Genomic DNA, 22,743 nt, shown 5'->3' on the forward strand with positions numbered 1-22,743 from the left:
CCAGCGACGCAGTTCGTCGGGGCCGATCAATTCTTCGTGGGTATAGCCGTCCTGGCGCAAGGAGGCCACGCGCGACTCAAGGCTATTCAGCGAGGCTTGGCTCTCGGCAACGCAGATCTGGCCGCTGGGATTAAAGCCGCAGTTGTCACCCACCAGCGACTGGAGCCCATGCCACATCTCCATGGATTCCAGAGACAAGTCGAGCTCTCCGCGGTCGCGGTTCAGGGTTCGTACGCCGGCGGCGGTCGCGCCTGAGGCGTGGCGGCCGACCCAGGCCCGTTCTATCACGATCACGCGCTTACCGGCACGCGCCAGATGGAGGGCCGACGACAAACCGTGCAGGCCGCCTCCGATCACGGCGACGTCATAGATATGGCTCGTCATGGCAGGTCGTCTCCGATATCCAGCGAGGCAAGTTCGCCCAGTGTCAATGGTTTCAGAGGCGGTCGAATGCGGTAGAAGCCCACCTCGCTGACGTCGCACTTTTGTTCTGCCGCCAGGATATGGGCGATGGTGTAGCCGCATTGGCGACCCTGGCAAGGTCCCATGCCGGCCCGTGTGATCGACTTGATCTGATTCGGACCGGGTTTCCCTATTTTGGCTGCTGCCCGGATGTCGCCTGCGGTCAACTCTTCACAACGGCACACGATAGTGTCGTCGGAGGGTTGGAACACGCGCCGATCCGGAGGATACATGGCGTCCAGCATGGGCCGTATAGCAAGTTCTTTGTCCAGTTTCTTGCGTAGAGGCAGGGCGAGCTGTTCGGCTTGCTGTTCGGATATCTTCTTGAGGCGCAGCGCCACACCGATCGCCGCAATCTCACCGCGTACTTGCGCGGCACGCGCACCGCCGATGCCTGTCGCGTCGCCGGCCGCGAACACGCCGGCCTGACTGGTTTGGCCCCAGTTGTCCACGTTGGGCGCCATACATGCCTGCGCAGGCAGCCATGTATGGGTGCACTCAAGAGACCGGGTGATGTGTATGGACGGCACGACACCCTCATGTACCAGTAATAATTTGGCGGGCACACGATGCGTCGCGCCATCGCTGCTTTCGTACTCGACGTGGGTCAGTCGGCCTTCACCTTCCGCACGAAACTGGCGCACACCGCGAAGAATGGGTACCTTGGCAGCTTGCAGCCCCTTGATCCATTGATATCCCTTGCGCATGTCGCGCCAGCTTCCCATAGCCGCCAGAAAGTGCGGCATACCGCGGCGCCAGCTGCTTGCAGGTGCCGTGTCCAGCCAGCCAGCGATCTTTCCGCCGGCTTTCAGTAACTGCGTCATGTACAACAGCACCAATGGTCCGCTTCCTGCTATCCAGACCGGATCTGTCGGAATCTGCTGCGACACCTTCAAGGTAATCTGGGCTGCGCCGACGGTCATCACGCCCGGCAAGGTCCAGCCAGGAAAGGGCGCTGGCCGCTCTTGCGCACCCGTCGCCAGCAATACGTTGTCGGCTTGCACGATTTCGGCTTTCTGGGCCGAGCTCATGTAAATATGCCAGCCTGGCTCCAGCTGCCATACCTGCGTGTTGGGCTGGTACTCGGCGCCACAGCGCCTGAACGCTTGCGCCACGGCCTGTCCGGCGCGGTATTCGTCGCCCAGCAGTTTGCCGGTTTCTGTGTCCGCAACCGCTTCTACAGCGCGCCAGATCTGGCCGCCGGGAGCTTGTTGCTCATCGATTACCAACGTTTTCAGCCCGAGACTCGAAGCGCGAATGGCAGCGCTCATACCGGCGGGGCCGGATCCAATAATCGTCAGATCGTATTTGCGCGTCATGCTGTGATGCTCCGCTTGCCATGCTGGCGTTCGACGGCCATGCCGTCACGGACGGTGACCAGACAGGTCTGTGTGGATGCAACCCCGTCCACCGTGGCGAGGCAATCAAAGCAGACACCCATCATGCAGTAAGGGGCGCGCGGGTTGCCGTGCACAGGCGTACTGCGGGCCACAGGCGAATCCTGCCGCAACAACACCGAGGCAACGGTCTCGCCGGGACTGGCCGTGACGCGCTGGCCGTCGATGGTCAAGGTAAGCGCTTGCGCGCCGGGATTACTCAATTGATGAAACATTGAATCGCTCATGATGAAAAAAATTCAGACGGGACTCCAGCTTCGCGTTGTGCAGGCAATTCGCCAAGGGTCCCGCGTGGAAGGACGCCAACGTGACGCCGGAGTGACATAGCGCGATCCACGCGCCAGGGTATTCAGCAGACTCCGCATAAACCGGACAGCCGTCGGGCGTCATGATGCGCAAGCATGACCATTGCCGTATCAGACGGGCGCTGGCCAGATCGGGCAGTACTTGTAGCGCCTGCCGGCTCATTTGGGCGGCGGCCGATGAGGTCGTGCCAAGATTGAAGCCTACGTCTTCCTGGGTCAGCCCTATCATCACCGTACCTTCGCGGGTCTGACGCAGGCCGCTGGCTGGCAGCGGCAATAGTGGTGCCAGCCTCTCGGTAACCATCAGCTGCCCGCGTTGCGGGCGCAGGGGCACATCCAGCCCGACCATGGGACCCAAGGCGGACGAGCCCAGCCCTGCCGCAATGATGATTTGTGCTGCGTCGAACTGCCGATGACGGGTCTGTACCGAAAAACCGCCCTGGCTCAACGGTACTATGCGATCCACGGCGTGGTTACCCAGTAAAGTTCCTCCGTGCCGAACCAGGCCTTTCTGCAAAGCCGCCAGCAAGCGCAGCGGATTGACATGCCCATCGGTGGCACCGAAACTCGCCCCGCTTACGTCGTTGCCCAGGCGCACGCCAGGCAACAGCTTTTGTAAATCCGTCCGATCCAGGATCTGCGTACAGGGCTCATGTTCGGGCGTTTCTTCGTGCCATTGCGACAGCCGTGTCCGGCGTGCTTGCAGTTGAGATTCGCCCACGCAGAAATTCAAGCCGCCCTTGCTTTCGTAGTCCAGGCATATGCCGGTCTCGTCCATCAACTGGTCGGCGAAGACGGGCCACAACTGGGCGGCTTCGTGCGAAAGCCGTTGATATGCCGGGTTACCGTAACCTTTGCCTTGCACCCATACCAGGCCGAAATTTGCTTTGGCGGCTCGAAAGTCTGCATCGCCGCCGTCCAGAACCAGCACCCGAGTGTGGTCATTGGCCAGGCCATAAGCGATGGCGGCACCCACCATGCCAGCGCCGATGACAATTACGTCATAAGATTCAGATATTGGCATGTTGATTTGATGGAAAAGTATGAATAAGTCGCTCAACCTTCGACAGGTCGAGGCGTTTAAGGCGGTGATCGAGCTGGGCACTGTCAGCCGCGCGGCCGATGCGCTGTTTGTGTCCCAACCCGCTGTCAGCAAGCTGCTGAGCAAACTGGAAGAAGATACGGGCCTGAACCTGTTCGACCGGGTGCGAGGCAAGCTTGCGCCCACGAGTCATGGGATGCGCCTGTATGAAGAGATCGACCGGGTCTTCACCGGCCTGCGCCAGCTTGAACAAGCCGTTGATTCGATACGCCGCGACGAGCAGCGGCAACTGACGGTAGGCGTCATGCCCGCCTTGTCGGGTTCGTTCGTGCGCCGCGTCACCATGAATTTCATCAAGTCCCATCCCAATGTTCATGTATCGATCCAGACGAGAGGCTCGCAGTTCCTGGCCGATTGGCTTGTCACGCGGCAGATCGACGTGGCGTTGGTTGGCAGCCGGGTAGAGAACCCCTACATCGACCGCGAACCGTTGATTTCCTCGCCGCTGTTTTGTGCCATGCCGATGAATCATGTATTGACCAAAAAACGGGTTATCCGCGCGTCTGACCTGGACGGTGTGCCTTTCGTGTCGTTTGCGACAGGAAGCCAGACCGACGAATTGGTCCAGAAGGCCTTCGATGCGGTCGGTGCTACACGGAATTACGTGCTCGACACGGTGACCGCGCCAACGGTATGCGAATTTGTCGCGGCCGGCATGGGCGTGTCTTTGATTCATCCGCTGTTTGCCGAAGGCACGCAGGGCCGTATCGCACTGCGCCGGTTCGATCCTGAGATCTACTTCAAGTTTCAGTTGTGCCGCATGCGGACCTCCCGCAATGCCCGCCTCATCGAGGCGTTCATGCATGAGGCCCGAGTGGTGGCTCAAGAAGTGTCGAATGAACTGCTTCATGGACAATGATCCGGCCGTCGCGGCTTACTGGGCCTTCACGGAGGTCTTTTCCGTGATCGGTGGCGACAAGTTCAGCGAACCATCCAGTTTGTAGCCATAGTCCACATTGCTGCCATGTGCCCACACCTGTTTCAGGCCGAAGAGCGGAATGCTGCACACGTCTGCGTGTATCTTCGCTTGTGCGTCTTTCCACAGAGCCAACTGCTTGGCATCATCAGGCTCAACACGCGCCGCCCGTATGCTTTCATCGGCCACCGCACAGTGCGAGAAGTTTGACATGGCAGTGGGGGAACCGATCGCCGCGGCTGAGTCAAAGAACTCGGACAAGTAGGCATCGGCATTCGGGAAGCGGGCCGCGCCGTAGAACACGATTGCGCTCTGATCTTGACGGCTGCGCGCTTGATACGTTGCATGATCCACCACTTCCAGCTCTAGCTTGATGCCGGACTTGGCCAACTGCGACTGCACGATTTCCATAATGGGCAGTTGGGCCGAGATATTTGACACGATGGACTTGATCTCTATGCCCTTGGGGAAGCCCGCCTCGGCCAGCAAGGCCTTGGCGTGCTCGGGGTCGTGTTTGTAGGCGCCTGAGCCGCAATCGTGGCCCAGATAGCCTTCGGGCACGATGGAGCAACCCTTGGATGCTACGTCCTTGCCGGCATAACGAATGATCTCGTCCACGTTGACGGCCTCTGCGATCGCCTGGCGTACTTTGACGTTGTCCAGTGGCTTAATGTTGCGGTTCAGATGCAGGATCCGAAATTCTGCCGGTTCGAAAATGTCGACATTCACGTCCCGCTTGCGAGCACGCTCCACCCAGCGCTGTTCGCGCTTACCTTGGATGATGTCGATTTCTTGCGATGAGAAAGCCAGATCCCGTGCGCTATCGGAAGGAATCATGCGGTAAGTGATGCCAGCGATTTTCGGCTTGCCGCGGTAATACTCGTCGTTGGCGACCAGCTGCACATACTGCTGGGTCACATGTTTGCCAAAGGCGAAAGGACCCGTGCCGATGGGAGATGCGCCGAACTTGGTGCCCAGCTTCTCGGCTGCCGCCTTGCTGACGATATTCCCGCCGTGATAATCCGACACGCGTCCAAGGAAGCCCGAGTCCGGATACTTTAGGGTCACGCGCACCGTGTAATCATCAACCGCTTCAAATTTTTCGACGCCATTGAAGGTCGCGGCAAAACTCGAGCGCTTCGGGTCTGCCGCGCGTTCCAGGGAATAGACGACGTCTTCGGCCTTGACCTCACCGTAGCCCCCGTGAAACTTGACGCCTTTGCGCAGCTTGAACGTCCAGACGGTGCTGTCTTTCGACGCTTCCCAGCTTTCGGCCAGATCAGCCTCCAGCTTGGTGGGATCGGCGCTGCCCGGTGCAAAGCGAACGAGGCCATCGAACATTTGGCTCGCGACGCCCTTGTCTGCCGTGGAGGTGGCGCGATGTGGGTCGAGCGTGGCGTTATCGGCTGCGCCCGAGCTGATTCGCAGCATGGGTCGTTCTGGGTCCTGTGCGTAGACAGAAGAAGACAAGCTTGCGCTCAAGGCCAGCACGGTGGACGTTAAGACAGACAGCGTTTTTAGTTTCATGGTTGCCCCTGGTTTTAATGTGGCTGTAACAAAGCCAATCCTAGACAGGTAGCAAAGTGACGTCAAAGTCCTTTATTGAACCAATGTATTCCTAAAGGTTATGAGGTAGCGGGATAAGAGGTGTTCTCCTAGGACGCTGCCGCTAGGCATCCGGGTTACTACCTATGCGCCCTCTTTACAAAAGCTGGGGTTTTCACTAAGGCGCTGCCTTGGTACTTTCGTTAGGTCAGATCCAAACTGGAAATATATTGGCGCAACCATCCATGAGCTAAATCCGTCTGGTGACGTTCATGCCAGTACAGGGAAATGGACAGCGTCGGAATCTTGAACGGAACATCCAGGATCTGAATTTTTCGTGTCTTTTTTGCTTCCACCGCGATGCTGCCAGGGACTGTGGCGATCAGGTCGGATTGCTCGACGACATGGGGGCACACCAGGTAGCTGGACAGTGTGGCGACGACTCTGCGCTTTTTGGGCTGGTCAGTGAGCAGGGACTCGATCTCCCGACTAAAAAAGCCTGTGTGGGCGGACAAGTCGATGTGGCCATGTTTCAGGTACTCGTTCAGTGTCCATTTCTGTTGAAGGCAAGGATGTCCGTTTCTGACGATGCATTTGACGGGCTCGTTGAACAGGAAGCGCGTCCTTAATTCTGGCGTGGCCGCCGGAAAGTATCCGGCAATCAGTTCTGCATGGTTGGTGTCCAGCATATTGAGGCCATGCAAAGGCTTGGCCGGCACCACCTTCAGATGAAAATGGGGTGCATCTTTGGACAGTCCGGCAACGAGCTTGGGCACCATCTTGAATTGCACATAATCCGTGGCATACAAAACGAGCGTTCGATGCGAGTAAAGCGGATGGAACTCCTCTTCAACAGAGGTGTGTGCCGACCATTTGTCGAGCAAAGGCTTCATGTCCTGGTGCAACTCGATCGCTTTCTGGGTCGGTATCCACACCGACCCTTCCCGACTCAGCAATGGATCATGGAACAATGCACGCAGACGTATCAATGCCGCGCTCATTGACGGTTGAGTAAGCCCAAGCCTGTCGGCGGCTTTCGATACGCTTTTGGTCTGCATTAATGCATCGAATTGAACCAAAAGGTTCAGGTCTGGTTTCGCCACGATGCCATGTCTCCTTACGAACGAGATCGTATTTTAGTATTTTTGTAATCAATAGAACAATAGACATGGTCTATGTATATCTGGTTGATTATCCGTATCATTTTCACCATGCAGCGTGAAAACCCAACACCTGAAGAGCAAACTCATGACGAAATATCGACTTAAGCGTTTTCTGATCGTCGCGTTCGGCACCGCGTCATTTATGCTGGCCGTGCCTGCTCAGGCCGCATGGCCCGACGATCAAGTTATAAAAATGGTGGTTCCTTTTGCTGCGGGCGGATCCACGGATCTCGTCGCCCGTAAGCTCGCCGAGGGTGTCGCCAAAGAACTGAAGGCCAACGTGATTGTCGAGAATAAGGCGGGCGCAGGCGGCACGATCGGAACGGCCTATGTCGCCCGGCAGCCGGCGGACGGCTATACCATTTTGATGGGCACCGTCAGCACGAATGCCTCGGCTTCCTGTGTCTACCCGTCGTTGGCCTACGACCCGGTGAAAGATTTCACGCCGTTGGCGGTCGTGGCGACCATTCCCAATGTGCTTGAGGTGAATCAATCCGTGCCGGCCAATACGCTGAAGGAATTTGTCGATCTGGTGAAAAAGGATCCGCAAAAGTATTCCTTCGCGTCGAACGGGGTAGGGACGTCGAATCATCTTGCCGCTGAACTATTCCTCTCGACGGCGGGTATTACGATGATCCATGCGCCTTACAGAGGTTCGGGACCGGCCTTGATTGATCTGGTTGGCGGACAGGTGGACTCGATGATGGATGTAGTGATGACGTCTTATCCCTACATTAAAGACAAGAAGCTGAAGGCGCTGGCGGTGACATCCAGCACGCGGTCGTTGTTGTTGCCTGATGTGCCAACCGTCGCAGAGCAGGGCTATCCCGGTTTCGAAGCCATGGTCTGGTTCGGTATATTCGGCCCGGCCAACTTGCCTCCAGAGATCACTGAACGGCTCGGAAAAGCGTTGGCCGCGACGATCAACCACGGTCCGTTGAAGCAATATCTATTGGATCAGGGTGCCGAGCCCTCGGATATCGTCGGCGACGATTTCAAGGCTATGGTGACCAGCGAGGTCGCGAAATGGTGCGGTGTCACCAAGCAGGCCAACATCAAGCTTGATTAACTAATCCCCTTAAAGCATGTTCGTTGGGTCTTGCGCCATTGCGCAGGGCCAGCGGAGCATATTGTCAGGAACTCACATGTATCGCATAGGTATTGACGTAGGTGGAACCTTCACCGATCTCTCGATGATCAGCGAGGACGGCGAGGTGTCGTTCTACAAGACGCCATCGACTCCTCACGACCCGTCTGAAGCCATTATCTCGGGCATGGCGGAAATGCTGCAAGAGCAGCGGGTGTCACCGTCTGAAGTTTCTCATATTGGCCATGGCACCACGGTGGCGACTAATCTTATTATCGAGCGGAAAGGCGCCGTAGTCGGTCTGATTACCACCCGCGGCTTCCGGGATATTCTGGAAATAGGAAGGCAGGTTCGGCCCCATCTATACGACTACAACGTCCAGAAGCCCGACGTGCTGGTCCCGCGTGAGCTGCGTATGGAAGTCTCTGAGCGCGTGGATTCGGACGGGAATGTGTTGGAGGTCCTGGACGAGGATCAAGTCAGACAGGCAACCCGTTTTCTAGCGGAAAAAAACGTCGGCGCGGTCACGATTTGTTTTCTCCATGCCTACAAGAATCCGGATCATGAACGTCGGGCGAAAGAGCTCGTGCTCGAGATCATGCCCGAGGCATACATCAGCCTGTCCAGCGATATTTTGCCGGAGTTCCGCGAATATGAGCGCCTGTCCACCACGGTGCTGAACGCCACGATAGGTCCGAAGATGTCGCGCTATCTGGATCGCTTCCTGTCGCGCGCGACCGAGTTGGGTATTGCCAATGAACCTAGAACCGTACACTCGAACGGCGGCCTGATGTCGATGGAGTCGGTGCGTAACTATCCCGTGCGTACGTGCTTATCGGGGCCGGCCGCTGGCGTAGTGGGCGCGGCGATTATTGGCGCTGCCATCGGCCACCCCGATCTGGTGACCTTCGACGTGGGAGGTACCAGTACTGATGTCTCGCTGATTCAGCAGGGGCGTGCCGTTTTTACCTCGCACCGGAATGTTGCCGGTTATCCGGTGAAGACACCCATGGTGGACATTCATGTCATTGGCGCAGGGGGCGGAAGCATCGCTTGGCGCGATGATGCGGGGGCGCTGAAAGTTGGGCCTCACAGTGCGGGCGCCGTACCTGGCCCGGTTGCATACGGGCGTGGCGGGCAGGAGCCTACCATCACGGATGCCGAGGTCACACTACAGCGCCTGAACCCCCATACGCTGTTGCGCGGAAAAATGCCGGTATTTGCGGCGGAGGCGAAGGAGGCCATCCGGAAACAGGTGGCCGAACCCCTGTCATTGTCCATTGAAGAGGCGGCCGAGGGAATCCTGCGTATTGCGACGGCCAATATGAGTCGCGCTATTCGGTCCGTGTCGACCGAGAAAGGCTACAACCTTAGCAAATTTGCGCTATTCGCCTATGGCGGTGCGGGGCCTTTGCACGCGGTAGAAGTGGCCGAAGAGTGCGGCATTCCGGTCGTCATCGTGCCGCAGGAGCCTGGGACCATGTGCGCGCGGGGCGTCTTGCTGGCTGACATTTCCTTCGACTTCGTGAAGAGCGATATCAGCGTCGCTTCAGCGGAATTGTGGGATAGGGTCATGGCGTCGTTCTCCGGCCTGGTGGTGCAGGCGAACGATTGGCTGGACTCTGAAAACATTGATGCCGAGCATCGGGTTCTTCGTCTTTCCATCGATGCCCGGTACGAAGGCCAGAACTTCGAAATTCAGATTCCCTTCCCCGAAGGCACGGATCCGACCTATGCGTATTTCCTGGAGGAGTTCCAGCAGATTCATCACCGAGAGTACGGCTATAAGCTCCCGGCGCGCAAGATACACATCATCAACTTGCGCCTGCAGGCCGTCGGACGAGTGGTCAAGGTGTCCTTGTCCGAGCGGAAAGTGGACACGACCCTGGCCGACGCGTATCTCCATAGCCGGCAGGTGTACGTGAACCGGGAGCACGGGTGGGTCGAGGCCAAGGTTTACGACCGATCCTTGATGCCTTCGGATGCCATTGTCGATGGCCCCGCGATCCTCGAGGAAATGAGTTCTACGACACTTATAGGCGTTGGCCACAAAGCTGAAATTGATGCTTATGGAAATTTAATCATACGACTAGGGGCAAAGGACGATGAGTAAGAATACAGAACTGAAGATCGCCGATCCTATTGGCATGGAAGTGTTCTGCAACCGTCTTCTGACGATTACGGAAGACATGAACAATACGCTGATTCGCTCGTCGTTCTCGACCAATATTAAAGAGCGCAAGGATTGTTCGGTCGCCTTGTTCGACGTGCAAGGCAGGCTCGTGGCGCAGGGAACGCAAATTCCCTTGCATCTGGGCTCGCTCAACGGAGCGGTAGAGTCGGTGTTGAATGACTTCCCTATCGTGGATATTAAAGAGGGCGATGTGTTCATCTGCAACGACCCCTACTTGTCCAATGGCAGTCATTTACCGGACATCAATATTGTTACTCCCGTATTCTGGGAGGGCGAACTGAGCTTCTTCACAGCCAATATTGCTCACCATTCCGATGTCGGCGGTACGGTGCCTGGTTCGATCGCGGGCGGATCGAAGTCTATCTTCGAGGAAGGCATCCGAATTCCTGCGTGCCGCATCGTGTCCGGGCACACGTTGAATGAGGATTTGCTGCGCATCATTTGCAACAACACGCGCGATCCCGAAGAGCGGCGGCTGGACCTGAACGTGCAAATCGGAACTAACGCGCGCGGCGCGCAAGCCCTGACGTCGCTGATTGAGCAGATGGGAATACAGGCAGTCAAACAGTCAATCGACGATTTCATCAACTACACCCAGCGCCGGGTGATGAATCGGATCGAAGAGCTGAAGCCGGGAACCTATAACTATAAGTCCTATATGGACGACGATGGCCTGGGCGGCGGTGATCCCGTGGCCATCTGCGTGGCCCTTACCGTCGATGGCGGCAGTCTGCATTTTGACTTCACAGGATCCAGCGGGCAGGCCCGCGGCGCCATGAACTTGCCGCTCAGCGCGATGAAGGCGTCTGTCTACTATGCCGTCAAGGCCATCCTGGATCCCGACATAGCGCCTAATGCGGGGCTGTTCGCGCCCATCAGCATTTATGCCCCGCCGGGTACCATCACTAATCCTCGGCCGCCAGCGGCCGTCGGCGCACGAAGCATCACAGCGCAGAAAGTCGCCGGAGCGATATTTGGTGCCTTCCAGGGCTTGTTGCCGCCCGAAAAAATCATGGCGGCCAGCAATGATTGTTGTCCTGCAATCGTATTTTCGGGCAACTGGGGGACGCGGGAAGGGGATTTCGTTTACCTTGAAACCTTGGGTGGCGGAAGCGGTGCGCGGTTCGACAAGGACGGCATGGATGCGGTGCACGTGCACATGACGAATACCTCCAATCTTCCGATTGAAGCGCTTGAAAATGAATACCCCTTGTTGGTGGATGAGTACGCGCTCATTCCGGACTCTGGCGGCGCCGGGCTCCGGCGCGGTGGGTTGGGTATTGCCAAGCAGATTCGGGCACGGGCAGAAGGCATCACGTTTTCAGCGCGGTCGGATAACCATGTCGTTGGCCGCGCTTTGGGTGTCGAATCGGGCGGTGATGGGCGTCAGGCCAAGCTTATAAAGAACTTTGGCACGCCACAAGAGCAGGAACTGTTCTCCAAGACGGCCAACATGCCACTCGAACAATACGCAAGTGTCCGTATTGAAACGTCCGGCGGCGGCGGCTTTGGTGTACCTGGAAGCCGCTCCCGTGGACTGGTGGAACAAGATGTGCGCAATGGGAAGGTTTCATTGGAACGGGCCCAGCGCGATTTTGGGTATACGAAGGACGCAGTCGTAACGGGCTGACGCTGGCAAGCTTACGAAGGACGCCGCCCTTCGTAAGCATCCTGTAGCAACTGGCGCAGCGGCTGCCTTTCAATGGGCCGCGGATTCCAATACGGATTGGCTAGCGCAATGTCGGCGACGCGATCCAGATCTTCCTCTTTCATGCCCAGCGCCTTCAGTGTGGTGGGTGCGCCCAGGCGCTGAGCAAGGTCGAACAGGGCGGCAGGGGCCGATGTGCCCTGTACGCCTAAAGCTGCCTGAATGCCGGTCATGGCCTGTTCTGCCACGGGGGCGTTGTAAGCCATGGCGTGCGGAAGAATGACGGTATGGGTTTCTGCGTGAGGAAGATTGAAGCTGCCTCCAAGTGTGTGACACAGCTTGTGATGCAGAGCCATCCCCACATTGCCTAATACGGTTCCGCATAGCCAGGCCCCGTATAGGGCTAGCTTGCGGCCTTCGTTGTCATGCGGGTCTGTGTGGATCAGTGTAAGGCCATGGGCGATGGCGCGGATGCCTTCTTGCGCCATGAGATTAGTGATCGGATTTGCATCCTGGGCGTAAAGCCCCTCTGCTGCATGTGCAATCGCGTTCAGCCCGCTGGTGATGCTGATGGGAACGGGTAGGTCAAGGGTCAGGTCGGGATCGTAGATCACGGTGCGAGGAAGCACACGCGGATCGCGCCCCGTCTGTTTCAGCCCATTGTCGGTGATGCCGTAAATGGGGGTCATCTCCGATCCTGCGTAGGTCGTGGGCACGGCCAGGATGGGCAGGCCGGTTTCCCGCGCCAGGGCTTTCGCAAGCCCAACGGTGGAACCTCCTCCGATCGAGACCAGGCCGTCTATCTTCAGTTCGCTGCAGCGAATCTTTGCAGCAGCGACCGTCTCAACGGGCACATGCATGCGGGCTTCGTCGAATACTCCCGCCGCGCACGAACCGAGCAGGTCAGCTGCGATGTCCGCCTGGCCGCGCTGAGGCTTGGTGCAGAGCACCAAAGCCTTCTTGATGCTCAGGGCTTGTGCTTCTTCGTTCAGCTTTTTCAGGTTTCCGGGTCCGAAAAGGATGCGCTGGGCTTGGCTGGTATAGATAAAGTTTTTCATGGCATGTAGGCGGCGGCGAGAGTGTAGGTTGTAGCGGGGATTGCTGTTATTGCTGACCGATTTTCTTGTCGGCGATCAGGCGTCCCCAACGTTGCGACTCGCTGCTGGTCAGTGCGTTCATCTGTTCGGGGCTGCCCGCCACGATTTCGAATCCAGCGTCGTTCAGCCGGGTCGAGACCGCCGGCGTTTTCAGAGCCGCGTTGACATCATCGCTCAGGCGCTTCACGACGGCCTCGGGTGTTTTTGCGGGCGCAATCATGCCGACCCAAGAGTAGACCTCAAAATTATTGAAGGTCTCCGAGATCGCCGGGACATCGGGCAATTGCGTGGCACGAGTCTGGGAGGTAACGCCCAGGGCGCGCAGCTTGCCTGCCTGGACGTGCGGCAATACCAAAGGCAGGCTGGCGATCATGGAATCCACATGAGCGCCCATCAGATCCGTCATGGCTGGACCGCCGCCTTTGTAGGGCGTATGCAAGGCGCTGGTGCCTGCGGTTTCGTGGAAGAGCTCTGCGGCAAGATGATTGGAACTGCCCGCGCCGACTGAAGCGTAAGACACGGTATGGGGCGTTTTGGCCGCGGTGATGTAGTCTTGCAGCGTTTTGTAGGGGGAAGAAGTGGGTACGACCAAGACCATGGGCGAGCGCACCATGTAGGAGACACCCGTCAGATCCTTCTCAGGTGAGTATGGCAGGGCGGGGTAAATATGCGCTTCAGTCGCGTAGGAGTCGAAGACCATGCCGACGCGGTAACCATCGGGTTGGGCTTTGGCGACAGTACCGGTGCCGATGGTGCCGCCCGCACCTGCGCGGTTTTCCACGATTACCGTTTGTTTAAGACTGCTGCTTAGTGCTTCCTGCACATGACGTGCTACGTTGTCGACCGTGCCGCCAGGAGCAAAGGGAACGACAACAACGACTTGTTTCGACGGATAGTCCTGGGCCATCGCGGTAGCGGTGCAAGTCACGCTCAGGCTTGCAGCGGCAATTGCCTGGATCCATCGTTGACCCAGCTTCAGATTGACGGAAAGGTTTTTCGTTGTAGCGGACATGAGGGTTGCCTCCGGGCGAGTACGACGTGACTGCCGGGTGATCCCTCCATGTTGTGAGGAACCGAGTCGTGCAGCTTGTCTATTTTTGTGAATTTTGCGAAGATGAAAGGAGGCTCTAGTCTAATATCCTGTTAAACCCCAACACAATCGGGCTTGGATGCAAAATGCTTTTGCAAGGTACGCATAAATGGAAACTGAAAAATTTGCCGAGAACATGTCTGTGTTCGTCCAGGTCGCTCAATCTTGCAGCTTTTCGGCTGTGGCGCGTAGCAAAGGCATGGCGGCCTCATCGGTATCCCGTCAGATTGATGCGCTCGAAGCGGAGTTGGGCATCTGTTTGTTCACGCGATCCACGCGTGCACTGGTGCTGACAGATGCAGGGGAATTATTGCTAGAGCGGGCGATAAAAATTCTTCAGGATATGACCGATGCACGAGATGAACTCATCTCCCTCGAACAGAATGTTTCGGGGATGCTTCGGGTCAGTTGCTTGCCTGCGTTCGGGCGCAGGCATGTTGTACCGCATCTGCCCGGCCTATTCGCCAAGTATCCGAAATTGAGGGTGGAGTTGGAGCTTACGGAGCGGATCGTTGACCCGGTTGTCGACCGTGTGGACGCAGTGTTGAGGGTGGGGCAGCAGCCCGATAGTTCCTTGATAAGCCAAACCATTGCCAGTCAGCGCTACGTTATTTGTGCCTCGCCCGACTATCTGCTTCATCATGGAACGCCAGCGACGGTACCAGATCTTAATCACCATCGTTTGATTGACCGTGGGCATAGAACCAGCATGCGAGGTTGGCGCGAGTTGTTTGGTAAGGATCAGGTGAAGGATCAGGCCTTTGCATTTCAATGCAATGATTGCGATTCGCGCCGGCAAGCCGTGCTGCAGGGACTTGGCATTGGCCTCGTGCCGGATTGGTCCATAGGCGAAGACATCGGAGCCGGCCGGGTAGTAGAGTTGCGGCTGGATGATTTGTTGCCGCAAACTGAAACTGGCATCTATTTGTTGCGTGCCTTGCCAAGGGCAAGCGTGAAGCTGCGCGCATTTTCTGATTATTTAATTGAACATATTGGAAGCCCTCCGTTATGGCAACGAGCGATGGAGCGGGCTTCGAACCCTAGTTATGCATAAATTCCGGCTAATGACTCAGGCCGACGTGGCCCAGGTGCTTGATATCCAGGCGCAGTGTTACCCAGCGCGTCTTCTGGAAGACGAAGCGACCATCAGGGCTCGGCTGGACAGCGCGCCTGATTCGGCGTGGGTGGCCGAACACAAAAACCGCCCATGCGCATATCTGGTTGGTTATCGATCGGTTGTGGGTAACATAACGCCATTGAGTAGTCCGTTCGATATACCGGCCCAAACCGATAGCCTTTATCTCCATGATCTTGCTGTCGACAAGAGCGCCCAAGGTTTCGGCTTGGGACCGCAATTGGTGGATATGGCGTGGGAGAAAGCGCGGGCCGAAGGCTTGAAATATTCGGCCTTGGTTTCTGTTCAGGACTCGCTCAATTTCTGGAAAAGACTTGGCTATGAAGTCATGGAAGAGCTTTGCGTCAACCAAACGGCGAACCTGCACAGCTATGGGCCCGCGTCTTCGTATATGGTCAGATTGTTAGGCTAAAGGTACTTCTTCGGTGACGTTTGTTGATACGCCGGCAACATTGACCCTGCTGCGTCCAGAGTTCTTTGCCTGGTATAGCGCTCTATCGGCCTCATTCAGCAGCTCGCTCAGGGTATCGGTTGTGGTGCTTAGCGTGGCCACGCCGATGGACGCCGTATAGCGTATTGTTACGCCACTGCTCAGTACAACTTTGCTGCTGACAATTGCATCCAGTAAACGCTCTGCGACTGCCACGGCTGATAGGAGTTCAGTTTCAGGCAACAGAACAGAAAACTCCTCTCCTCCGATGCGGCCGATAATATCGACTTCACGGAGCACTTCGCGGAAAATCTGGCTGAATTTCTGCAGTACGATATCGCCCGCCTGGTGCCCATAGGTGTCGTTGATATTCTTGAAATGATCGGCATCCAGCGCCAACAGTGAAAGAGGGTTTTGATAGCGCTGGGCACGTGCGAATTCGACGCCTGCCACATGCATGAAATGGCGTCGGTTGGCCAGGCCTGTCAGTTGGTCTCGTTGGGCCTGTTCCTCTAGCTTGTTCATATGCTGGATTTGCTGAGTGACGTCGCGTCCGATGCAGATAACCTCTGTGACGTTTCCTGACTCGTCAAGAATGGCCTGGGCCGTCCAGTGCACGTGGCGAACGCCTTTGACGGTGTTCTCGCGAAGATTGCAGGCCACGGCGTGGGGCGGGTTAAATAATTGTTTGAAGAACATGTCTGCCAAATGCTTGTCGTCGTCCACGACATCCTGATCATGTTCGCGGTCTCGCAACTGGTCCAGATCGACGCCATAGAGCTTCGTATAGGCAGGATTGACGTAGGTAAAGTGTCCGTCGGTATCCAGCTTGACGACAAGGTCCATGGTGTTTTCAACGATGAGCCTGTGGTTCTCTTCGCTGGCGCGAAGCGCTGCATTGGCCAGCGTTTCCTTCTCGCCGAATTCGCGTTGCCGTGCCTGATAGGCATAGAGGCCGAGAACCGCTATTAAGGAGATGAATAGATACAGGCCGCCATGTACTAGCGCGGCTTTGACCCACGAGTTAAAAATAGCCGCCCGCTCTCGGCCTACCGCGATAATGAGCGGCTTGTCCATGTTCAGGCTGGCGGGTTGAATGGTGTGCTGGGCGATTATTTGCGTATTGCCGCTGTTGAGCACCTTGCCTTTGAATATTGACGTCGCCTTGCCGCTGTCTCGATGGGCGGTGAAGAAGGATGGGGCTTGAGCCAAGTCAGTGCCGTTCAGCGGGTCACGCTTGGGTGCGCTTAAAAACACCAGGCCGTCGCCGTGGATGGCGGTATTCCACATGTCAGGCACGGAAAGCACCGATGTCATCAGGCTGTGGAAATAATCCGGATTGAGCGTGGCGTACACCAGGCCTCGAAATTCGCCTCGGCTTCCACGGATGGCCCGGGTGATGGTGATCGCATGAGGAATATAGGGATCCCGGTATGGCGCCGACACGTGCATCGCCCGGCTGCTTGGCTGCCGCTTGGTGGTCTGGAAGTAATCCAGATGGCTGAAGTTACCGCCCAGGCTTTCGGGCCGGCTAGAAGCAATCAGTATTCCATCGCTATCAATGATGCCAATGGAATGAATGCCTGGCATGGCGTTGGCAATAGCCTGCAGATATTGCGTTCCGGTTTGCGCGTCGTAACTGATGTGTCGAATGGACAAGTCGTCGAGCAACTCTTCGAGCATCCGGTTGCAGGTAGCCAGTTGTAGTTCTATGTTTTGGGCGACGATGCGCGCTTGCGTCGACAGGCTGGTCTGTTCGCGGTCGGCTGTACGACCGTAGTCAATGAATAAATTGGCCCCAATTGCTCCCCCGAGGATTGCCAAGGCAAGCCAGAGCACGAACCATTGCATCAGGGCCTTTTTTTTGGCCCTTTTGGATACGGCGTGGGTTTCAGGATGGAGGGCGGGTAACATGTTTTGCATGGTACCGGGAATGTAATTGTTTGTATGCAAAACCCCCCGTTTCCTAACAATGCTTGATGTTTGGTCACAATGTTTATGTTTTGCGTGCGGTTTCGGTGTTAGGTACCAATGCCCCGTATCGGTGGCAGTTTGTGGTGTGGTCCATGATGCAGCCTACCGCTTGCAGGTAGGCGTAGCAAATGGTTGGCCCAACAAAATTGAAGCCCGCTTTCTTCAATGTGCGGCTCATGATTTCGGCTTCAGGCGAAACGGCGGGCACGTCAGTGTGCTGTCGATGATGGTTGATTTTGGGCGAGCCGCCAACGAAAGACCATATCAGCGCGACCGGGTCGCTTAGTTTCAGCCAAGCCTGGGCATTTTGCCTTGCAGATGTCAGTTTCAGGCGGTTGCGGATAATGCCGCTATCCTGCATAAGCGTGTCGATATAGTCATCGCTCATGGTTGCCAGCTTTTCTGGGTCGAAATTGAAAAGGACCTCGCGATAGCGGGGCCGCTTTCTTAGCACGGTGATCCAGGACAGCCCCGCCTGAAAGCCTTCAAGCAGCAGCATTTCGAATAAATGCTGGGCGTCGTGCGAAGGTACGCCCCATTCCGTATCGTGATAGGCGATGTAGTCGGGGTCGCTGGAGCACCAGTTGCATCGCTGGACAGAGGCGCCTGGCAATTTAGCCACCGCAGCCGCCGCAGCAGCTTCCTTCTTCGCCATGGGCAGGCTTGGCCACGCTAAAGCCCGCGTCTTTTATGGCGACTTGCAGGCGTTGAGTGGATACCAGGTCTTCGTCATAGGACACGGTAGCTTTGCTGTCGGCCAATGACACGTTTGCGTCGTTGACGCCGTTAACCGCTTTGAGAGCCTGGGTCAGTGTGTTGGCGCAGGATTCGTCTTTAAGGCCGGCGAGTTTGAGCATTCCTATTTGCATGGTTCTTCCTGGTAGATTCGTAAAGCCTGAATTCGTGGACAGGCTCGTTGATTCGAGCCATAAAGATATATATTAAATAGATCTTTATGTTTTCGCAAGCGCCCACCATTTTTCAACGCAGGGGCGGCTGGACTGCCGATCGACATATTTCCGTATGTTTGCAGGCACGGGATCGCCATTGGCGCAGAGGCGGTTCAACATGACCGAGAGGTCCACATCGGCGATCGACCATGTGCCGAACAGGTTGTTGCCTTGTTCATCGATAAGCGTGCCGGCAACGCGCAGCAGCTTGTCTGCAGCCTTTTGGGCTGCTTCGGATAAGGGGTTTGGGTTTTTTGCGCCGAAAATAACAGCGGTCGAACGTTCTTCACGCAGGACGGCCATGTCGCTGCGCACCCAGGCCTGTATCTGGCGCGCCCGTGCGCGTTGCTGGATGTCGGCCGGAAACACCGATGGGTAGTTGGGGGCAGGGAAGGCTTCTTCCAGATATTCGATGATGGCCGAGGACTCCGACAAGGAGAAGTCACCTGCAACCAGGGTAGGCACGCGCGAGGTTAGCGACAGTTGGCTGTAATGCTGGCTGTGGTTTTCGTGCGTGCCCAAGTCTATGGTTTTAAGCTCGAACGGCAGCCCCTTTTCGTACAGCGTGGCGTAAACCGATAAAACATAAGGGCTGGAGTGTTGGCTATTGCTGTAGAGGATCAGGTTCTGGTTCATGGCTTTCCTGTGGAAAGGAGGGCGGTGTCGGGCACTAGGAGGCACCTCGATGGTTGGCCCGGATCGGAATAGTGTAAGTAGAACTTTGCTCCAGCGATAGGGGGTCGGCTTGTATTGCGCTGTCGGCCAGATCCAGCCTGTGGTTTACGACTTCGCCCAAGACGATCACGGCCGGGCTGCCTAGCTGGTAGGCTTCGATATCGCGCGCAAGGTGTTGCAGGGTGGTGGCAACGTGCCGTTGCGCCGTACAGGAAACATGTTGAACCACTGCGACGGGCAGGGCAGCGGGGAAGCCGGCGGCCATTAGCTCTGCAGCAAGCTTGTCGGCGTTGCTCATGCCCATATAGCAGACTATTGTCAGTCCGCTCTGTGCAAGGGCGCGCCAATCCGGGCTGGCGCCATCGGCAGTATGGGCCGTTACCAGACTGACGCCTCGCGACACCCCACGGTGGGTCAGCGGCAAACCCAGCGCGCTGCCAATGGCCAGGCCGGCAGTAATGCCACTGATGCTTTCGACCTCGATGCCGCGACGATCGAGCCAGGCCATCTCTTCGCCGCCGCGTCCAAAGATAAACGGGTCACCGCCTTTTAAACGCGCAACGATATGGCCGGATCGGGCGTAACGGGCCATCAGCCGCAGGATGAATTGCTGCGAGGTGGACGCACGGCCGCCGCGCTTGCCGACCTTGACGATGTGCGTCTGCGGCGCGGCCATGGCCAGGATGTCGGGGCCGACCAAATCATCGACAAGCCATACGGTACATGCTTTGAGTACTCGCGCTGCTTTGAGCGTCAAAAGTTCGGCATCGCCCGGGCCGGCGCCTATCAGCCATACTTTGCCCGAGGGTCGAGGTTCAGATGTGGGTGTGGCAGTGTTCATGCTTGTCGCTCCATGGTGTTGCGGTGTTGGATCATGCGCTTGATCTGCGGCAGGCAGGAGCCGCAGGCAGTGCCGCATTTGAGCGTCATCTTGATTTGTTCTAGCGGTTGGCCGGCGTCGATGGCGCTGTTGATGGCTCGATCGCTTACGTTTTCGCATGTGCATATGATTTGCGCGCGAGCCGTTGCAGGGGCGCGTCCCATTAGCACCTGTGCGATGCTGTTGGGCGCAAGCCCGCTGTCTATCCATTGCAGCAAGGCATCTTGAGCGCGCGTATCGCCCGCCAGTAAGTAAGCGGTCACTTGTCCGTCGTGACGAAGAATGCGTCGCACAACGCCGCGCGCAGGATCATCAAAGGCCAGGTCGGCCTCATCCAGCTGCAGGTCTCGCATCAGGTCTGCCAGCACGGTGGCGCTGGGTTTCGTCGGACTGGCCAGGCGCAGGCGTAGTCCTTCCCCACCTATGGCAGAAGGCATCAGTACTGCATAAGGGAACAAGGCCAGCCATCTTGCCAGTCGTTGCCGCAATATGGGGATAGAGCCTCGCACCCAGGCGCTCGCTTGCCATTCGAATTTCAGCACTTCGATACCTGCAGCGCTGTGCTTGAGTTCGGGCTGGTGCGAAATGGGGTCGCGCGCGCTGTTAGCCAGCGCGGTCACACCGTCGCCTGCAATGAAGCTGCTGCCCCAATGCATAGGCAGCCAGGCATGGCCGGTTTTCAGGCCGTCGTCTCCTTTGACAGGCAGCACCAGCTGGCCGCGCCGGGTTTTGATGCGAACTAATGCGCCAGCGCTGATCTTGTAGCGCCGCAGGTCGCCAGGATGGAGATAAATGAAAGGCTCTTCGGCATGGCGGGTCAGGGCGGGAACCAGGCCGCTACGGCTCATGGTGTGCCATTGGTCGCGCAGCCGCCCCGTGCTTAATCGCAAAGGGTATTGAGCGGAAACGGGCTCGGCCACTGGCTCGTAGCCTACGTCCATGAACCGGGCGCGGCCGTTGGCTGTGGGGAAAATGCCATCTGCATAGAGCCGTTGGGGGGCGTCGGTGGATCCCCGGTAGGGCCATTGTTGCGGACCATCGGCCTCGAGCCGAGCGTAATCCAGTGCGCTGTAGTCCAGATCGCGGCCCGCTGTGCATTGCGCATGTTCGGCAAAGATATCCGATGGATTCTTATAGTCGAACAGGCGGGATTTTTGAGGGGCGATACGCTGAGCCAGCTTGCGTGCAATGCGACAGGCCAGCTGCCAGTCGGGCAGCGCATCGCCCGGCGGCTGTATGGCGGCGCGCACGCGGCTGATGCGCCGTTCTGAATTGGTGACGGTGCCGTCTTTTTCCGGCCACGTGGCTGCCGGCAGGATCAGATCGGCATAAGCGAGCGTTTCGGTATTGGCGAAGGCCTCTTGCACAATGACGAGTTCCGCAGCGTTGAGTGCCGCACGCACCTTGGCCTGATCGGGCATCGATTGTGCAGGGTTAGTGGCCGCAATCCACAATACTTTTATTTTGCCTGCCAGCACCGCATCGAACATGTCGATGGCGGTATGGCCAGGCGTATCGGGCAAGCGGTCAACGTTCCATAGACTGGCGATGTCGGCACGATGTTGTGCATTGTTCGGGTCGCGGTGGCCCGGTAATAACGTGGCCATGCCGCCTGCTTCGCGCCCGCCCATGGCGTTGGGCTGGCCCGTAAGGGAAAAGGGCCCGGCCCCCTTTTTGCCTAGCTGGCCGGTGGCCAGGTGCAAGTGGATCAGCGCCGCATTTTTGGCGGTGCCGCTGCTGGATTGGTTCAGGCCCATGGTATAGAGCGACAGCGCCGACTTGGCCTGACCAAACCAGCGGGCGCACTGGATGATGTCGGCGGCCGGCACGCCGCAGATCTCCTGGACGGACTTGGGCGTGAACTCGTGGATGCGTTCCTTGAGCGGCGCATAACCTTCAGTATGGCGGGCGATGTAATCCAGGTCGACCAGGCCGTCCCACACCATGACATTCAACATTGCGTGAAACAGGGCCACATCGCTGCCGGGCGCGATCGCCAGGTGCAGGTCGGCGATATCACAAGTGTCTGTGCGGCGCGGGTCGACCACGATGATCTTCATATCGGGTTTGCGAGCTTTGGCGGCTTCAAGGCGGCGAAACAGCACAGGGTGCGCGTAAGCCATATTGGCGCCGGCGATCAGGACAGTATTGGCATGATCCAGGTCTTCGTAACAGGCCGGGGGCGCATCGGCACCCAAGGTCAGTTTGTAGCCCGACACGGCGCTGGACATGCACAGGCGCGAATTGGTGTCGATATTGTTGGTGCCCACCAGCGCGCGCGCAAGCTTGTTGAATACGGCATAGTCTTCGGTGAGCAACTGTCCCGACAAGTAAAAGCCGACCGCGTCCGGGCCATGCGTGGCGATGGTCTGTGCCAGTTTGGCCGCGGCAATGTCGCAGGCTTGTTCCAGGCCGATGTCGAGGCGCGGCTCGCCCTTGTTGCTGCGCCATTGCGCCGACAAGACCCGGCTGCTGTCCTGGCGTACCGTTGCACCCAGAGCCAGCCCTTTACTGCACAGTTTGCCCAGGCTTGAAGGGTGTTGTTCGTCGCCGCTGACTTTCAGGACGCGCTCGCCATCGGTGTCGATTTTCACGCCGCAGCCGGTGCCGCAGTAGCAACAGATTGAAGCCACGGTACGTGGCCTTGCGGCACAAATGGCGGTGGCTGGCGCTGGCACCATGACACGGTTCAT

At 57.6% G+C, this 22,743-nt stretch carries 20 protein-coding genes; 6 read left to right on the forward strand and 14 right to left on the reverse strand.

All coding sequences use genetic code 11. From position 1 onward, the window contains the following. The 4 genes from ABWO67_RS04810 to ABWO67_RS04825 form a co-directional block, all read right to left on the reverse strand. A partial coding sequence (locus tag ABWO67_RS04810; protein WP_353148294.1) for an NAD(P)/FAD-dependent oxidoreductase occupies positions 1 to 357 on the reverse strand: 357 nt, incomplete at its 3' end. A gap of 23 nt (positions 358 to 380) precedes the next feature. Then, the gene (locus ABWO67_RS04815) at positions 381 to 1,781 is read right to left on the reverse strand and encodes an FAD-dependent oxidoreductase (RefSeq protein ID WP_353148297.1); all 1,401 of its coding nucleotides are present in this window, start codon (positions 1,779 to 1,781) and stop codon (positions 381 to 383) included. Beyond that, entirely contained in the window at positions 1,778 to 2,074 is a 297-nt protein-coding gene (locus ABWO67_RS04820) for a (2Fe-2S)-binding protein (RefSeq protein WP_353148300.1), read from the reverse strand. Before ABWO67_RS04820 ends, ABWO67_RS04815 begins: the two co-directional genes overlap by 4 nt. After that, positions 2,055 to 3,188, reverse strand: a complete 1,134-nt coding sequence (locus ABWO67_RS04825; protein WP_353148303.1) for an NAD(P)/FAD-dependent oxidoreductase — start codon at positions 3,186 to 3,188, stop codon at positions 2,055 to 2,057. The genes ABWO67_RS04820 and ABWO67_RS04825 overlap by 20 nt, the downstream gene beginning before the upstream one ends. A gap of 19 nt (positions 3,189 to 3,207) precedes the next feature. Between ABWO67_RS04825 and ABWO67_RS04830 the strand changes: the two genes are divergently transcribed. After that, entirely contained in the window at positions 3,208 to 4,125 is a 918-nt protein-coding gene (locus ABWO67_RS04830) for a LysR substrate-binding domain-containing protein (protein ID WP_353148305.1), read from the forward strand. Between the two features lie 15 nt (positions 4,126 to 4,140). On the opposite strand, the gene ABWO67_RS04835 is transcribed toward ABWO67_RS04830, so the two are convergent. After that, positions 4,141 to 5,709: an ABC transporter substrate-binding protein gene (locus tag ABWO67_RS04835; RefSeq protein WP_353148308.1), complete on the reverse strand. Its 1,569-nt coding sequence runs from the start codon at positions 5,707 to 5,709 to the stop codon at positions 4,141 to 4,143. Between the two features lie 221 nt (positions 5,710 to 5,930). After that, complete coding sequence (locus tag ABWO67_RS04840; protein WP_353148311.1) at positions 5,931 to 6,830, reverse strand: LysR family transcriptional regulator; 900 nt, start codon at positions 6,828 to 6,830, stop codon at positions 5,931 to 5,933. A gap of 145 nt (positions 6,831 to 6,975) precedes the next feature. On the opposite strand from ABWO67_RS04840, the gene ABWO67_RS04845 reads away from it, so the two are divergent. The 3 genes from ABWO67_RS04845 to ABWO67_RS04855 all read left to right on the forward strand — a co-directional run bounded on the left by ABWO67_RS04845 (position 6,976) and on the right by ABWO67_RS04855 (position 11,801). Next, positions 6,976 to 7,959 (forward strand): Bug family tripartite tricarboxylate transporter substrate binding protein, encoded by a 984-nt coding sequence (locus ABWO67_RS04845; RefSeq protein ID WP_353148314.1) that lies wholly within the window; start codon positions 6,976 to 6,978, stop codon positions 7,957 to 7,959. A gap of 76 nt (positions 7,960 to 8,035) precedes the next feature. Beyond that, entirely contained in the window at positions 8,036 to 10,090 is a 2,055-nt protein-coding gene (locus ABWO67_RS04850) for a hydantoinase/oxoprolinase family protein (RefSeq protein WP_353148317.1), read from the forward strand. Next, positions 10,083 to 11,801 carry a hydantoinase B/oxoprolinase family protein gene (locus ABWO67_RS04855; RefSeq protein ID WP_353148320.1) on the forward strand — a complete coding sequence of 573 codons (1,719 nt, stop codon included), beginning with the start codon at positions 10,083 to 10,085 and terminating at the stop codon, positions 11,799 to 11,801. Before ABWO67_RS04850 ends, ABWO67_RS04855 begins: the two co-directional genes overlap by 8 nt. A gap of 11 nt (positions 11,802 to 11,812) precedes the next feature. On the opposite strand, the gene ABWO67_RS04860 is transcribed toward ABWO67_RS04855, so the two are convergent. Continuing rightward, complete coding sequence (locus ABWO67_RS04860) at positions 11,813 to 12,877, reverse strand: maleylacetate reductase (protein ID WP_353148322.1); 1,065 nt, start codon at positions 12,875 to 12,877, stop codon at positions 11,813 to 11,815. A 46-nt stretch (positions 12,878 to 12,923) separates the two neighbouring features. After that, positions 12,924 to 13,928, reverse strand: a complete 1,005-nt coding sequence (locus tag ABWO67_RS04865) for a tripartite tricarboxylate transporter substrate binding protein (RefSeq protein WP_353148325.1) — start codon at positions 13,926 to 13,928, stop codon at positions 12,924 to 12,926. A 187-nt stretch (positions 13,929 to 14,115) separates the two neighbouring features. Between ABWO67_RS04865 and ABWO67_RS04870 the strand changes: the two genes are divergently transcribed. Both ABWO67_RS04870 and ABWO67_RS04875 read left to right on the forward strand, forming a co-directional pair. Beyond that, positions 14,116 to 15,060 carry a LysR family transcriptional regulator gene (locus ABWO67_RS04870; protein ID WP_353148328.1) on the forward strand — a complete coding sequence of 315 codons (945 nt, stop codon included), beginning with the start codon at positions 14,116 to 14,118 and terminating at the stop codon, positions 15,058 to 15,060. Beyond that, entirely contained in the window at positions 15,053 to 15,553 is a 501-nt protein-coding gene (locus ABWO67_RS04875; protein ID WP_353148331.1) for a GNAT family N-acetyltransferase, read from the forward strand. Before ABWO67_RS04870 ends, ABWO67_RS04875 begins: the two co-directional genes overlap by 8 nt. On the opposite strand, the gene ABWO67_RS04880 is transcribed toward ABWO67_RS04875, so the two are convergent. From ABWO67_RS04880 to ABWO67_RS04905, 6 genes are all read right to left on the reverse strand, one after another. After that, entirely contained in the window at positions 15,545 to 17,485 is a 1,941-nt protein-coding gene (locus ABWO67_RS04880; RefSeq protein ID WP_353148334.1) for a diguanylate cyclase, read from the reverse strand. The genes ABWO67_RS04875 and ABWO67_RS04880 overlap by 9 nt on opposite strands. Before the next feature lie 82 nt (positions 17,486 to 17,567). Further along, positions 17,568 to 18,200, reverse strand: a complete 633-nt coding sequence (locus ABWO67_RS04885) for a DNA-3-methyladenine glycosylase I (protein ID WP_353148337.1) — start codon at positions 18,198 to 18,200, stop codon at positions 17,568 to 17,570. Next, the gene (locus tag ABWO67_RS04890; RefSeq protein WP_353148340.1) at positions 18,160 to 18,414 is read right to left on the reverse strand and encodes a heavy-metal-associated domain-containing protein; all 255 of its coding nucleotides are present in this window, start codon (positions 18,412 to 18,414) and stop codon (positions 18,160 to 18,162) included. The genes ABWO67_RS04885 and ABWO67_RS04890 overlap by 41 nt, the downstream gene beginning before the upstream one ends. Positions 18,415 to 18,498: 84 nt before the next feature. After that, positions 18,499 to 19,131, reverse strand: coding sequence for a glutathione transferase (yfcF, locus tag ABWO67_RS04895; RefSeq protein WP_353148343.1), 633 nt, complete (start codon positions 19,129 to 19,131; stop codon positions 18,499 to 18,501). A gap of 34 nt (positions 19,132 to 19,165) precedes the next feature. Further along, on the reverse strand, positions 19,166 to 20,011 hold the full coding sequence (gene cobA, locus ABWO67_RS04900) for a uroporphyrinogen-III C-methyltransferase (protein ID WP_353148346.1): 846 nt from the start codon (positions 20,009 to 20,011) through the stop codon (positions 19,166 to 19,168). Then, the gene (locus ABWO67_RS04905) at positions 20,008 to 22,743 is read right to left on the reverse strand and encodes a nitrate reductase (RefSeq protein WP_353148348.1); all 2,736 of its coding nucleotides are present in this window, start codon (positions 22,741 to 22,743) and stop codon (positions 20,008 to 20,010) included. The genes cobA and ABWO67_RS04905 overlap by 4 nt, the downstream gene beginning before the upstream one ends.

Source organism: Pollutimonas bauzanensis (assembly GCF_040393045.1).
Taxonomy (GTDB): Bacteria; Pseudomonadota; Gammaproteobacteria; order Burkholderiales; family Burkholderiaceae_B; genus Pollutimonas; species Pollutimonas bauzanensis_A.